Source organism: Rhizobium sp. WSM1328, assembly GCF_057653715.1.
The window spans coordinates 2,631,480-2,644,734 of sequence record NZ_CM172788.1 but is presented as its reverse complement, the minus strand read 5'-3'; the positions used below and the strand labels follow the sequence as shown (position 1 = coordinate 2,644,734).

Annotated in this window: 13 protein-coding genes; 6 read left to right on the top strand and 7 right to left on the bottom strand. The window is 62.3% G+C overall.

Translation table 11 applies throughout. From position 1 onward, the window contains the following. Nucleotides 1–4 precede the first annotated feature (4 nt). From AC2444_RS13485 to AC2444_RS13475, 3 genes are all read left to right on the top strand, one after another. Entirely contained in the window at nucleotides 5–1,750 is a 1,746-nt protein-coding gene (locus tag AC2444_RS13485) for a sensor histidine kinase (RefSeq protein WP_113548103.1), read from the top strand. A gap of 10 nt (nucleotides 1,751–1,760) precedes the next feature. Then, nucleotides 1,761–2,162, top strand: a complete 402-nt coding sequence (locus AC2444_RS13480) for a response regulator (RefSeq protein ID WP_012758110.1) — start codon at nucleotides 1,761–1,763, stop codon at nucleotides 2,160–2,162. A 188-nt stretch (nucleotides 2,163–2,350) separates the two neighbouring features. Next, entirely contained in the window at nucleotides 2,351–3,298 is a 948-nt protein-coding gene (locus AC2444_RS13475) for an IS110 family RNA-guided transposase (RefSeq protein ID WP_012755866.1), read from the top strand. Nucleotides 3,299–3,513: 215 nt separating this feature from the next. Here AC2444_RS13475 and AC2444_RS13470 read toward each other — a convergent pair whose 3' ends face one another. Beyond that, complete coding sequence (locus AC2444_RS13470; RefSeq protein WP_012758109.1) at nucleotides 3,514–4,923, bottom strand: aminotransferase-like domain-containing protein; 1,410 nt, start codon at nucleotides 4,921–4,923, stop codon at nucleotides 3,514–3,516. Nucleotides 4,924–5,013: 90 nt separating this feature from the next. Between AC2444_RS13470 and AC2444_RS13465 the strand changes: the two genes are divergently transcribed. After that, complete coding sequence (locus AC2444_RS13465) at nucleotides 5,014–5,877, top strand: DMT family transporter (protein ID WP_012758108.1); 864 nt, start codon at nucleotides 5,014–5,016, stop codon at nucleotides 5,875–5,877. 26 nt (nucleotides 5,878–5,903) lie between these two features. On the opposite strand, the gene AC2444_RS13460 is transcribed toward AC2444_RS13465, so the two are convergent. The 4 genes from AC2444_RS13460 to pdxR form a co-directional block, all read right to left on the bottom strand. After that, nucleotides 5,904–6,518: a 3'-5' exonuclease gene (locus AC2444_RS13460; RefSeq protein ID WP_012758107.1), complete on the bottom strand. Its 615-nt coding sequence runs from the start codon at nucleotides 6,516–6,518 to the stop codon at nucleotides 5,904–5,906. A gap of 760 nt (nucleotides 6,519–7,278) precedes the next feature. Further along, nucleotides 7,279–7,599, bottom strand: coding sequence for a DMT family transporter (locus AC2444_RS13455; RefSeq protein WP_017994584.1), 321 nt, complete (start codon nucleotides 7,597–7,599; stop codon nucleotides 7,279–7,281). A gap of 95 nt (nucleotides 7,600–7,694) precedes the next feature. Beyond that, nucleotides 7,695–8,150: a carboxymuconolactone decarboxylase family protein gene (locus AC2444_RS13450; RefSeq protein WP_012758104.1), complete on the bottom strand. Its 456-nt coding sequence runs from the start codon at nucleotides 8,148–8,150 to the stop codon at nucleotides 7,695–7,697. Nucleotides 8,151–8,250: 100 nt separating this feature from the next. Beyond that, nucleotides 8,251–9,675, bottom strand: a complete 1,425-nt coding sequence (gene pdxR / locus AC2444_RS13445; RefSeq protein ID WP_128449178.1) for a MocR-like pyridoxine biosynthesis transcription factor PdxR — start codon at nucleotides 9,673–9,675, stop codon at nucleotides 8,251–8,253. A 207-nt stretch (nucleotides 9,676–9,882) separates the two neighbouring features. Here pdxR and AC2444_RS13440 point away from each other — a divergent pair, with 207 nt between their 5' ends. After that, nucleotides 9,883–10,503 carry an FMN-dependent NADH-azoreductase gene (locus AC2444_RS13440; RefSeq protein WP_012758103.1) on the top strand — a complete coding sequence of 207 codons (621 nt, stop codon included), beginning with the start codon at nucleotides 9,883–9,885 and terminating at the stop codon, nucleotides 10,501–10,503. 52 nt (nucleotides 10,504–10,555) lie between these two features. After that, a complete protein-coding gene (locus AC2444_RS13435) occupies nucleotides 10,556–11,137 on the top strand; it encodes an LOG family protein (RefSeq protein ID WP_012758102.1) in 582 nt (193 codons plus the stop codon). A gap of 145 nt (nucleotides 11,138–11,282) precedes the next feature. Here AC2444_RS13435 and AC2444_RS13430 read toward each other — a convergent pair whose 3' ends face one another. Together AC2444_RS13430 and AC2444_RS13425 are read right to left on the bottom strand one after the other, a co-directional pair. Beyond that, a complete protein-coding gene (locus AC2444_RS13430; protein ID WP_012758101.1) occupies nucleotides 11,283–11,669 on the bottom strand; it encodes a cupin domain-containing protein in 387 nt (128 codons plus the stop codon). 326 nt (nucleotides 11,670–11,995) lie between these two features. Continuing rightward, the gene (locus AC2444_RS13425; RefSeq protein WP_012758100.1) at nucleotides 11,996–13,213 is read right to left on the bottom strand and encodes an ROK family protein; all 1,218 of its coding nucleotides are present in this window, start codon (nucleotides 13,211–13,213) and stop codon (nucleotides 11,996–11,998) included. Nucleotides 13,214–13,255: the final 42 nt, after the last annotated feature.

Below are 13,255 nucleotides of genomic sequence, written 5' to 3'. Positions count from 1 at the left end.
ACCTTTGCGTGTCAATTTCTCGGCAGCAGGCGCCATCAAAAGGTTGCAGATATTGAAGGTCGGGCTCACATCCCACATCACATTCGTCTTGGTGACGCTCACCTGCGCGGCGGCTGCGTTGCTGTGCGGATTTGCGTGGCTCGCCGCGGTGAAGGTCGATGATCTCTCGTTGCGCCGGCAGGCCGACTTCGTCCGCCAAGGATTGGAAGAGCAGATCGCGGCACTTCCCCGGGAACAGGAAAGCGTCACCAAATGGGATGACGCCTTCCTCTATGCCAAGCAGCGGAACCATGAATGGCTGCTCGACAATGTCGGTCGGTGGACGAGCCAGTATTTCGGGCACGACAGAACCTATATCTTCGACGATACCAATCGCCTGATGTTTGCGTTCCGCGACGGCGCGGATGCCATGCCGCCGCGGCTCGGTGACGACGACGGCCATGAAATGACCGCTCTTGCCGGAGAGATGCGCGCCGCTCTCGTCGAGCGGGCTGCAAAACCCGGCGCCGAAGCGCTTGGTCAACTGGCCACGGTTCGGACGATCATGATCGGCAACAGGCCGGCGATAACAAGCGCGCGTCCCATTCTGCCGAGCTCGGCCAGGATGCAGATCGAGGCGGGCCAGGAATTCATCGCCGTCTCGGTCAAGTTCATCGATGGAAAGACCGCCGAAAGTATCGCGCATCATGCGCTGCTCGAAGGCTTGAATTTCGCGCCTTCGAAAGGTGAGGACGAGCGGGCGCAAGTGCCTGTGTCGTCCCATGACGGCGGCACGATCGGCTATTTCGTGTGGCCGCCTATCCGGCCCGGCTTCATGCTGCTGCAGCAGATCGCGCCGGCGGGGCTCGGCTGCCTGGGGCTGCTGATCACCGTCGTGTTCTGGCTCGGACGAGGTCTGCATCGCACCTCGCTGACCCTGCTGGACAGCCAGGCGCAGCTCACCCACCACCGCCACCATCTGGAAGAGATGGTGGCCGATCGAACGGCCGAGATCGAAAGGCAGAGAGAGGAACTGGACCGCCTGCTGGTGCACGAACGGCAGGTGAATGCGCTTCAGCGGCAGTTCGTCGCCATGGCCTCGCACGAGTTTCGCACGCCGCTCGCCATCATCGACGCCGCTGCCCAGCGGCTCTGCCGCTCGACGACCAACGTCAGCGGTGATTACGTTCACGAAAAAGCCGGCGTGATCCGCAGTGCGGTCGTGCGCATGGTGGATCTGATGGAGAGTATTCTCGCCAGCGGCCGGCTCGAAACCGGACAGATCACACTAAAGCGCAGCGAAGGCGATCTGAAAGCCCTGCTCGTCAGCTGCTGCGACAGGCAGCGCCACCTCAGCCGCTCGCATGTGTTCCATCTCGATCTCGAGCCCATACCTGACATATTGACGTTCGACCGCAGCGCCATGGAACAGGTCTTCACCAACCTGATTTCGAACGCCGTCAAATATTCGCCCAACGCGCCTGACATTCATGTTCGCGCCCGGGCCGACGAGAAAACGGTGGAGATCGCCATCTCCGACAGTGGTATCGGCATGGATGCGGAGGATCTGCCGAAGCTTTTCCAGCCCTATTATCGCGCCCGCAGCGCGACGGGCATTGCCGGAACCGGCATCGGCCTCAACGTCGTCAAGCAGGTCGTCGAACTGCATGGCGGCACCGTCGAGGTGACGAGCGAGCTCGGCAAAGGCACAACATTCACCATTCTTCTGCCAATAGAGTTTCTATTGTCGGATCAACAAGTCGCAGCTTAAGGAAGAGCTCATGGTTACAGTCCTGTGCATAGAAGACGAAGTCGAGATCCGGAACCTCCTCGTCGAAGAATTGAGCGAAGCCGGCTACAAGACGCTCGAGGCATCGAACGGCGCCGAGGGACTGGAAATGATCCTGTCGAAGTGGCCCGATATCGTCATCAGCGACATTTCGATGCCTGTGATGGATGGGCACCAGCTTCTGGCGGAAATTCAGATCAACCACCCCGAGCTTTCCAACATCCCCTTCATCCTGCTGACGGCACTGACCGACCGGGAAAACACGCTAGCCGGCCTGCGCGGCGGAGCGGCGGACTATCTGACGAAGCCGCTCGACTTCGATCTGCTGCTCGCCAAACTCGAAGGCTGCGTGACGCGCCTTGCCAACGACAAGGCGGTCCATCGGTTGTTTTGATGGTTGTTGGGCGGCGCCCAAGAGAGCCTCATCCTTGTACGTTGCCGTTGCTGTATAAAGGGGCTGTGCGGCGGGGATGCGTGTCATCCTTGGGTCTTGAACTCGTACCTCAGCAAGCATCTCCGTCGCCATGTCTTCGCTCGAACGGTTGGTTGGGCTTCGAGCCCGCGTTGCAAGGAGGAGCAGTCATGCATATCCAGCAATCTTTCATGGTCGGTATCGATGTCTCGAAGGCCCATCTCGACGTTGCCGTTGAGGGCAAACGCGCCGTTGTCCGCTTCGACAACAATGCGCCAGGCTGTGCCGCACTCACTGCGGCAGTGGCCGGCGCAGAGCTTGTCGTCGTCGAGGCGACCGGCGGTTACGAGATGGCAATCGTCAGAACGCTTATGGCCGCCGGTATTGCCGTCGCCGTCGTCAATCCCCGCCAGGTGCGCGACTTCGCCAGGGCCAGCGGTCGTTTGGCCAAGACCGATCAGGTCGACGCCCGCGTCACGCTCCACTTCGCCAGAGCGATGCGGCCGGCACAGATCCCCCATATCGACGACGGCCGCATCGCGCTTGCTGCGCTTGTCACCCGCCGTCGCCAACTCATCGACATGGCGGTCGCCGAGAAGAACCGCCTCGAGCATGCGCCTGAGGCCGTCGCAGCGCTGATTGGCGAGACCCTCGCCGCCCTCAGGGCTCAGCTCGCCCGCGTCGATGCCGCCATCGCGCTCGCCATCGAGGCCGAGCCCGACATGGCCGCACGCCGCAATCTGCTGCTGACCGTGCCGGGCATTGGCGAGGTCAGTGCCGCCGTGCTCATCGCCGAACTGCCCGAACTCGGCGCCATCGACGACAAGAAGCTCGCAGCCCTCGTCGGCGTCGCCCCCATCGCTCACGACAGCGGCACATGGCGTGGACAACGCCATATCGCCGGCGGCCGCGCCACCGTCCGATGCGCCCTCTATATGGCTACGCTCTCGGCCATCCGTTGCAACCCGGCCATCAAGACCTTCCACAAAAGGCTGCGCGACGCGGGCAAACCGCCCAAGGTCGCCATCGTCGCCGCCATGCGAAAGCTCATCATCATGATCAACACTATTCTTAAAAGACGAACCCCATGGAACCAGCCCCAACAACACGGTTGCTGAGGTGCGCAGGCCAAGGGCCGGAGCCTCGAAGGACCGGGGCGGGCGCGCCGGCGTGGACGCATGCAAGGAGCTGCGTTGCGGCGTCTCCTTCGAGGCTTCGCCCTCCGGGCTACGAGCCTCAGGATGAGGGACGTTGGTGAATACCGTTCCTAAACAATCAGCGTTGGTGGACGCCGCGAGAAGAGGGTGCTTGATCCGTTACCGCCCACTTTCCATTATCCTCTTCTTGCCAGCGCATCACCCAGCACCTCGAACACCCTTGGATCGAGCGCCTGAGACACGTTGAAGCGCATGAAATTGGTTGCCGATTGCGACAGGCTGAATGCGTTTCCGGGAGCCAAAACGATCCTCTCTTCCAATGCGGCGCGCGCCACATCAGCCGCATCGATGCCGTCGGGCAGCCGGCACCAGAGGAACATTCCGGCCTGGGGCTCCAGCCAGGGCGTTATGCCGAGGTGCTTCAGCTTGGCCGAGACCTCACTCATCGCTCGGGAGAGCCGGTGTCTCAGCGTCTCCATGTGTTTGCGATAGCTGCCGTCGCTCAAGACGTTTAGCACCAGTTCCGCTGTCAGCCGGCCGCCGCCGAAGGAGGTGGCGATCTTCAGGTCTGTCAGGCCGTCGATCCATTCCGGTTTCGCCACGACGAAACCGCAGCGGGCCGAGGCCGACAGGGTTTTCGAGAAGCTGCCGATGTGGATGACGCGCTCGAGCCCGTCGAAGGCAGCGAGGCGGGGTGCTGGCGTGTGCTCGAAATCGGCAAAGATATCGTCCTCGATGATGGTCAGGTCGAACTGGTCGGCGAGTTTTAGAACCCGGTGAGCCGTAACAGGAGACAAGGTTGCGCCGGTCGGATTGTGGATGGCGGAGTTGGTGATGTAGAGCCGCGGACGCTCATCGGCGACGACTTGCGCAAACAGCTCGATGTCGGGACCGGACGCGGTGTAGGGCACGCTGACGATCTTTGCCCGATGGGCGCGCAGCAATGCATGGAAATTGAAATAGCAGGGATCGTCGACCAGCACCGTGTCGCCGGGTTCCAACAGAAAACGGCAGAGCAGATCGATTGCCTGCGTGCCGGAATCGGCCAGCATGATTTGATCCGGGGAGGCTTCGATCCCCCGTTCGCCCATGCGGCGGGAAATCAGCTGGCGCAGTTGCGGCAGGCCGAGCGGCGAGCCGTAGTCGGCAAGCGCCGGCCCGTCAGCGCGCGAAAGTGTTCTGAGCCCGCGGCGCATGCCCTCCCCCGGCAGCCAGGAGGGCGGCAGCCAGCCGCAGCCGGGCTTCAGGTCGGCTTCGCCGGCCTCCAGCGATTGCCGCGATATCCAGAACGGGTCGACCGCGCGGTCGAGCTTCGGCCCGGCCTCGGCAAGCGCAAAGGGCGCTACCTGGTTGGCGACGTAGAATCCCGAGCCTGGTCTCGCCAGGATCGCGCCTTCGGCGATCAAGCGTTCGTAAGCGTCGACGACGGTCGAAGTTGAGAGCTTCAACGTCGCAGCCAGCCCTCGGACGGAAGGTAGCCTTGCGCCCGGCGTCAGGCTGCGCCCGGCGATGCGCTGCCTGATCGTCGCGACGACCATCTCTACGCGTGTGCGTCCTTCGCTCATCTGTATTGCTTTCTGAACCATTACAGTTTCGCAAAATCGTATCAGACTGTCACTGTCATGGCCATCCGTGTTGGCTGATAAGAGTGAGAGAATGAAGGAGTGCAGCGCATCATGGACCGCATGGCATCGGGATGGATCAATGGTTTTATCGGGGTGGTGATCTTCAGCGGATCGCTGCCGGCGACACGCGTGGCGGTGATGCAGTTCGATCCCGTCTTCCTCACCGTGGCGCGCGCGGCGATCGCCGGCTTCCTCGCCCTCGGCCTGCTGATCGCTTTCAGAGAGAAGCGGCCGAGCCGAGGTGATATTCTCTCCCTGGCCGTCGTCGCGCTCGGCGTCGTGGTCGGTTTCCCCCTGCTGACGGCGTTGGCGCTGCAGCATGTCACCTCAGCCCATTCGATCGTCTTCATCGGCCTGCTGCCGCTCGCAACCGCGATCTTCGGCGTGATCCGTGGCGGAGAACGGCCGAAGCCGGCATTCTGGGCCTTTTCCGTTCTCGGCAGCGCGCTGGTGGCGGGATTCGCATTGACACAGGGCCTGACGGCCTCGCCGGTCGGCGATCTGCTGATGCTGGCGGCGGTCATCGTTTGCGGCCTCGGCTATGCCGAAGGCGGCAGGCTTTCGCGCACGCTCGGCGGGTGGCAGGTGATTTCCTGGGCGCTCGTGTTGTCGCTGCCGGTGACGGTCGCAGTCGCGCTTTTTCATCGGCCGGAGACCTTCTCGGGCATTGAAGCGCCGGCGCTGCTCGGCCTTGCCTATGTCTCGCTGTTTTCCATGCTGATCGGCTTCATCTTCTGGTATCGCGGCCTGTCGCAGGGCGGCATCGCCGCCGTCGGACAACTGCAGCTGCTCCAGCCGTTCTTCGGCCTGGCGCTCGCCGCAACCCTGCTGCACGAGCCCGTGACCTGGGCAATGCTCGCAGTGACCGTTGCCGTCATCCTCTGCGTCGCCGGCGCTCGCAAGTTTGCGCGGTAGGGAGGATCATGACGCTCTCTCTGTCCTCAGATTTGATCGAGAACCTCGGGCTGCAATTTTCCAATCTTCATCAGATGCTGCAGCGCGTATGATATCGACAGAGCGTCGTCGAGCCCGTCATGTCCCCGCAATGGAGGATGTTCGACCTGGTAATAGTCGGCCAGCTTGTTGCTGGGCGTCTTTGCCAAATCCTCGATCGGCATGCCCGCAGCGACGAGAAGCTTGACGGCGTTGTCGAAGCGGCGAGCCGGGATGGAGGGCTGAATGCCTGCGACATAGCAGCTAATGGCCAACATGTTCAGCTCGTCCTTGCCCCACGACCAAAATCGGGCGCCGCCCGAGAAGCTGTCGACGCCGGAAAGGGCATCCTCCAAGACCACGCCATGGGTGTCGATATCCTCTTCGGTGATGCCGGTCAGATTGGTGAAATAGGGACCGAGCGGATACCGCTTGCCGAAACGATCGATGGGCCGAACATAGGATTTATACGTATCGAGGATCGGAAACTCGCCCTCGAGGCCAAGCTTGACGGCTCCGATCTGCGCAATGATAGGATCGGGATCGTGGGCCGCGCACCAAAATCTGCGTTGCGAGCCTTCCAGGCAAAGAAATTCACAGTCGAATATGATGGCTGTCTTCATCGTCGACGTTACCCTCACGAATTTGGCCGATAAGCTTAAGGAGGAATCCAACACATGGAGCACTCCAAATAAAGGCTATGAGCCACGCAATCGCCGTCGCTCCCACACACTCCTGTTCATCAATCCGACAGCTAGGCTCGACGGCGAAGGTGTGTAGGCAGGTCGCCCCAACCAATATTGCTAAGCTCGCGATTGCGATGGATATCCAAAGTCTGATCCCTCGCTTCATGATCAAGGCGGCGATAAAGACTCCTGCGAAGGGCAACACGATCAGCCAAATTACGAACTGTCCCTCCTGGATAGTGGTCCCGAGCGTGGAGTTTATCCAACCAGCCTGACTATGCAAATGACGGGACTTTGGCCGAGGCGGCAAGTGCAGTGCTGTCGTAGGTGGCACCCTGCGACAGGAACTGCCCGGTGCCGGCGGCGAATTGACATTGACCAGCGCAAGCCGCAAGAACAAGGCAAGGGCCGCTACCGACGCCTGGCGGGTCGGGACGGTGGAAGAGTGAGCGAAAGTGTCAGGCGGGATGGAGCGACGGGTTCTCGAGGCGCTTGGAATTGCGGCAGGACTGGTCTTTGTCGCCGGTCTCGGCCTCATCGTGTGGTCGGGGTTCATCGCAAACGACCAAATCGACCACTGCTCGGACCAAACGTCCGGAAGCTACATCTTCGATGATGCAGCAAGAGCTAAAGCTTGCGACGGCGGTCCCTAAACGATATCGCGCCCGCTCGGATCGGTTTCGACCCGGCACGACGATCAGCTGCCCGAAACCAGCCTGAGGCCGATCACGCCAGCCAGGATGAGAGCGATGCAGAAGAGCCGCATCGGTGAAGCGGCGTCGCCCAGCGCGACCATGCCGAGGATCGCAGTGCCGGCCGCGCCGATGCCGGTCCAAACCGCGTAGCCGGTGCCGACAGGCAGCGTGCGGAGCGACATCGACAGGAGAAAGACGCTCGACAGGCCGGTTACGACGGTCAGCAAAGTGGGGATCAGCCGGGTAAAGCCTAGCGATGACTTCATGAAGAAGGCGAATCCGATTTCGAGGATGCCGGCGATGCCGAGGAGCGCCCAAGCCATAGTTGTGAATCCCTTGATGGGCCGAACCTTGCGGCCGGCGAGCTTTATTCTGAGGGGAGCAGGCGCCCGCATATGTGAGCGCCCGCCTGACAGCTTCAGGCCTTGGCGACAGCCGCCGGTGTCGAGCGGAAGGCGATGCCGAAGCGGTTGAAGGCGTTCATCAGGCCGATCGCATAGGTGAGATCGGCAAGTTCCTTGTCGTCGAATTCGGCGGCAGCGGCGGCATAATCCGCATCGGGAATACCGGTTTCGGAGACGCGCGTGACCGTTTCCGCCCAGGCAAGGGCTGCGCGTTCGCGGGGGCTGAACAGGTTGCCGGCATCGCGCCAGACCGCGACCAATACCAGCTTCTCCACCGTCAGGCCTGATTTCAGCAGATCGCGGGAGTGCATGTCGATGCAGAAGGCGCAGCCGTTGATCTCAGACACCCGGAGATAGGCGAGATCGACCAGTTCCTTCGGCAGGCCGCTTTTCTGGATGGCGACGTAGACGCCGCCGAAAGCCCGGTATCCCTCGGGAGAAGCCTTTGCGTAGTCGATGCGGTTGCTCATGACGATTGTTCCTTTCTGATTGAAGGACTTCATCGTCGTGCATCTTGGCCTATATCAGAAGGTCCATGAATGGCATTCTGCATTAGGCCATGACATCGGGTCACAGCAGTTTTAAAATCCGCCTTGCCAGTGTTTCGGCGGTGCGCTGAGAGTCGATATTGGTGAAGTTGAGAAGCAGGGCCGGGGCGGCTTCGCCCTCGATCATCCAGTCGGTCAGTGCTTCCGCATAGAGGCCTTCTCTGCGCATAAGGGCCACGAGCTCGCGGTCCGAACGCTCGCCTAACAGCCGCAGGATCAGGTGCATGCCGCCGGGCTGTGAATCGATGCTGACATGGCCGGCGAGCACGCTTTCCAGGCCTGCCGCCGTCATCTCGCGGCGCTCGGCATAGAGCCTGCGCATGCGCTGGATATGCCTGGCGAAGTGGCCCTCGGTGATGAAGGCGGTGACGACTGCCTGCGTCAGCTCGGGACTGCCGGCGGCCATCGCCTCGGTCATCTCTTCGAACCGCGCCACCTCAGCTTCCGGCGCGATCAGATAGGCAAGCCGGAGGCTTGGAAACAGCACCTTGCTGAAGGTGCCGGCATAGAGCACGCGGCCCTCTCGATCCAGGCTCTGCAAGGCCGGCAGGGGACGGCTGACATAGCGGTATTCGCCGTCGTAATCGTCCTCGATGATCCAGGCGTCGTTGCCGGCAGCCCAGTCCAGCAGCGCCTGGCGCCGCGGCAGGGAGAGCGAGACGCAGAGCGGGCTCTGGTGCGCCGGCGTCACCACCGCCGCACAGGCCCCAGGCGCCTGCCTGATGCCGTCGGAGACGACCAAACCGTCGCGATCGACCGGCACGGGCACGGTCGCGATCTGCATATGCCGGAACAGCTCCCGGGTCGGCGGATATCCCGGGTTTTCAAGCCAGACCCGATCGCCAGCCTTCAGCAAGGTATGCACGATCAGCGCGATGGTGTGGCGATAACCTGAGGTGACGAACACCTGAGACGGCGAACAACAGATGCCGCGCGAGACCTGCAGGTATGCGGCGATCTCGGCGCGAAGGGCCGGCAGGCCGGAAACGGCAGGGTGAACCATGTCAGCCGGCTGCATGGCGCGGACGCAACGCGCGCCGAGCCGCGCCCAGATCTTGCGGGGAAAGGTATCGAGTGCGGGCAGGCCCATCTGGAAGGGCAGGCTCGAGTCGGGACGGAAACTCGTCGGCACGATGCCGCTGCTCTCGGCCGACAGGATGGGTTTCGACACCGGCATTTGCGGTTTGAGATCCGGCGTGACGATGGTTCCGGCCTGGCCGCGGGCCTGGATATAACCCTCGGCGGCAAGCAGGGAATAGGCGGCCTCGATGGTGCCCCGGGCGAGACCCAACTCCTTGGTCAGCGCTCGTGCCGATGGTATCCGGTCGCCCGGCTTCAGCACACCGCTGGCGATGGCGCCGCGGAAGCGATCGTAGATCTGCCGGTAAAACGGCGTGGCCGCCGCTGGATCGAGCGGCGGGATATTGCCAGGCCTTGCGCCGGTCATGGCTCGTCAACCTTTTTTATATGGATGGGCAGGTGATGATGGCATGACGGTTCGGCCAGGGCAATCATGGCCCAGTTGTAAACTTCCTTCATGGATCTTTGGGATGGACCATAAGATTCGTAAAACCATTGCCACTTCCACGCTTCAAATCGGATCGCGCTCTTTCAACGCGGCGAAAGGATTTGGACAGAACTTCGGAGTAGGTCAATGAAGACAATCCTACATGTGTGCTGCAGTCCGCGCGGGCAGGCGGCCGAGAGCTACAGGCTCTCCCAAGCGATTATCGGCTTCCTCCTGCGGAGGGAGCCGGGGGCGACCGTCGTCGAGAGGGTGATCGGCAATGGCACGATCGCCCATGTCGACGCGGCCTATGCGATCTCCCAGGCATCGGCGGCGGATGTCTCGCGCGAGGGCTCGATGGCCCTGTCCGAAGAGCTGATCCGCGAGCTGGAGGCTGCGGACTTCGTGGTCATCGGAACGCCGATGCACAATCTGACCGTCCCCTCGGCGCTGAAGGCCTGGATCGATCATGTCGTGCGGGCGCGGCGAACCTTCACGATCGGCCCGGCCGGAAAGGTAGGCACGCTACGCGACCGCCCCGTCTTTATCGCGATCGCCTCGGGCGGGCGGTTTTCCGGGGAGCGCGCCCGCCAGCCGGATTTCCTGACGCCTTATTTGAAAGCCATCCTCGCCACGATCGGGCTGCAGGACCTGATCTTCTTCTCGGTGCAGGGGACAGGCGCCGGCTCCCATGCCGCTGCGGAAACCAGGATCGGCACACATCGCGCGCTGGAGGAGCATTTTTCTTCGCTTTACGCTCACTCGTAGCTCGGAATCGACTAGGTGTATGCAAATGCTTGTGAGGAGATAGAAGGCTCAGATGACGATACGTTCAATCAAGTCCGTCGCAGTGTTCTGCGGCTCCAATTTCGGCGCTTCGGAGGCCTTTGCCGACGGTGCCCGCGCCCTCGGCGGGGCGCTGGGGGAGGCGGGGATAACCATCATCTATGGCGGAACGGTCAAGGGCCTGATGGGCGTCGTCGCCGACGCCGCCCTGGAAGCCGGCGGCAGCGTGCATGGCGTCATTACCGAAAGCCTGCATCAGCGCGGCCAATCGCATGCCGGCCTGACCAGGCATGAGATCGTCGAGACGCTGCGCAGCCGCAAGGAACGCATGGTCGAGCTTTCCGATGCCTTCATCGCGCTGCCGGGCGGCATCGGCACGATCGAGGAATTGATGGAGGTCTGGACCATGAACCAGCTCTCGGAGATCGACAAACCCGTGGGGCTGCTCAACTCCGCCGGTTTCTTCGACGCCTTCCTCGGCTTCATCGACCATATGGTCGAGACGAGGTTCCTGCCGGCCGCGCACAGGCACTCGATCTCTGTCGACACGGATGCGAGCGCCCTGATCGACAAGCTGCGCAGCTATACGCGCGTCGAGGTGCCGAAATGGCTATAGCTTCCATCCGACAATGCCGCCGGCCGGTTATTGGTGTTGTTGGGCAAGTGCGACAGGTACGCCGCAGCGAGCCGCGATGAAGGTTCGGGAGCAGCGCTTCTTGCAGCGGGCTGCTCCCGATCCGGCGAGGGGTTCTACGAAGTGTTCACTTGGCAGGCACGACGAGCGGCGCCCCTTTGCGGACGATGTAGGTTGCCAGCTCCGACGCCTTGCCGCTGCCGATGTTCTTCGCCGAGTGAACGACGCCCGACGGAATGAACAGTGATTGGCCGGCCTTAAGGGTAACCGGCTGGCTGCCTTCGAGCTGGTATTCCAGCGTTCCCTCGATGACGAAGGCGATCTCCTCGCCGGGATGCGAATGATTGGGTGCGAGAACGCCCGGCGCGAAATCGACGCGAACCTGGACGGCCTCGTGGCCGGGCACATCGATATCGTTCTTGATGAGATCGGTGCGCTGCAGCGGCTGTTCTGCGTGTGCTGCGGCTGCGCCGCCGAGAACAAGGGCGAGCGCGATAGCCTGGATCATTTTCATGTCGTCATCCTTCCTGAATTGACCATTTCCGACCGGTTGGCCGTATCGGGATTTAAGTCGATCATTGAACCAGAGATGTGTCGGCAAACTCGCATTTTTGTAAGCCAGTGTATCTGCGGCACGCCTATTTGGAGGGCGGCGCGGGGTTGGCGAGACCGCCAACCCAATCTCCCTCATCTCTGTGCTCGTCACAGAGATCCAGTATGCTCAGGTCCCTGGGCGTGGGAAGTTTTTCTTGCAGCGTCAATCACGGCGCGGACGCGCCGTGGCTGGGTTCCTGTGACAAGCACAGGAATGAGGAAACGTGAGTGACGCCATTGACTGAATTAGGCCGCCGATGATGAGCCCGCGGTTCTGACGCCGACGAGACTGGCGATGTCCGTAATGCCGCCGGAGGATTCGAAGTCGAATATTTTCTGAGTGACAAGGGCGGCGGCGCCCCGGGCCCAGGAATTGTCCTCCCAATCGGGCAGGAGGGGAGGCGCAGTCCGGAAGGTCCGGGCGGAAAGCGCTTCGCGCAGCGGTGTCAGGAAAGGGTCGCCGAGGGAGACGGCTTCGCCACCGGCGACGATGACTTCGGGATCGGTAATGTTGACGAGATTGGCAAGGGCGGTGCCGATGCCGCGGCCGGAATCGGCGACGAGGGCGAGGGCGGTGGTATCGCCTGATGCGAGCGCAGCCGACAATTCCGGCAGTCCCAGTTCCTCGCGGCCGGTCGCTTCCCGCCAGCGCCGGAGCATTGAGATTTCGGAGTGATAGGCCATCAGACAGCCGCGCTTGCCGCATTCGCAGAGCCGGCCATTCTCCTCGTAGAGCGTGTGGCCGAACTTGCCGGCCGCGCCGTTTGCGCCGCGGTAGAGCTTGCCGTCGATGACGAGTGCGCAGCTGATGCCGACGCCGACGGCGAGAACCGCCATGTTGCGATGCTGGCGGCCGAGCCCGAAGAGCTGCTGCGCGATGGCATAAGCGTTGGTGTCGTCCTCCAGCCAGACCGGGACATGGACGCGGCTGGCGACCAGCGAGGCGAGGGGGACATTGTCCCACTTGAAGCGGTAGCTGCGCACGCAGGCCGTCTGTTCGTGGTTGATGACGCCGGGCATGGAGATGCCGATGCCGGCGAGTTTCGCGTTCGGCCGGCCGGCGAGCTTCACCAGTTCGGGCACGGTGCTCGCCAGCAGGTCGGCAACCTTGTCAGGATCGTGGCCGCCGAGGCTTACCCGCATGGCGGCGACGGGGTTGGTGGCGAGGTCGGTTGCCACGCACTCCACCGAATCGACCATCAGCTTGAAGCCGACGGCGAGCGCGTGCTCGTAGTTGATGTCCACCGGGATCGGGCGGCGGCCGGTGAGGCCGGGCACGGTCTTCCCTTCGATGACGATGCCTTCCTCCAGAAGGTCGGCGACGACGAAGGTGACGGCGGCAGGACTTAAACCGATCACCGTCGCGATGTCGGCACGGCTCCTTGGCCCCTCGCGCCGGAGAAGATTGAGGATGAGGCGTCGGTTCATGGCTCTCGCCGTGGTCTGGTCGCCTTTTAACTTCACGATGCATTCCTTAATTTTGTAAATTAATTATTGCGAGCTGCA

Coding starts and splice junctions, on each gene's coding strand:
- AC2444_RS13480 (WP_012758110.1), top strand. CDS start 1,761: ATGGTTACAGTCCTGTGCATAGAAGACGAAGTCGAGATCCGGAACCTC.
- AC2444_RS13475 (WP_012755866.1), top strand. CDS start 2,351: ATGCATATCCAGCAATCTTTCATGGTCGGTATCGATGTCTCGAAGGCC.
- AC2444_RS13470 (WP_012758109.1), bottom strand. CDS start 4,923: ATGGTTCAGAAAGCAATACAGATGAGCGAAGGACGCACACGCGTAGAG.
- AC2444_RS13465 (WP_012758108.1), top strand. CDS start 5,014: ATGGACCGCATGGCATCGGGATGGATCAATGGTTTTATCGGGGTGGTG.
- AC2444_RS13460 (WP_012758107.1), bottom strand. CDS start 6,518: ATGAAGACAGCCATCATATTCGACTGTGAATTTCTTTGCCTGGAAGGC.
- AC2444_RS13455 (WP_017994584.1), bottom strand. CDS start 7,599: ATGGCTTGGGCGCTCCTCGGCATCGCCGGCATCCTCGAAATCGGATTC.
- AC2444_RS13450 (WP_012758104.1), bottom strand. CDS start 8,150: ATGAGCAACCGCATCGACTACGCAAAGGCTTCTCCCGAGGGATACCGG.
- pdxR (WP_128449178.1), bottom strand. CDS start 9,675: ATGACCGGCGCAAGGCCTGGCAATATCCCGCCGCTCGATCCAGCGGCG.
- AC2444_RS13440 (WP_012758103.1), top strand. CDS start 9,883: ATGAAGACAATCCTACATGTGTGCTGCAGTCCGCGCGGGCAGGCGGCC.
- AC2444_RS13435 (WP_012758102.1), top strand. CDS start 10,556: ATGACGATACGTTCAATCAAGTCCGTCGCAGTGTTCTGCGGCTCCAAT.
- AC2444_RS13430 (WP_012758101.1), bottom strand. CDS start 11,669: ATGAAAATGATCCAGGCTATCGCGCTCGCCCTTGTTCTCGGCGGCGCA.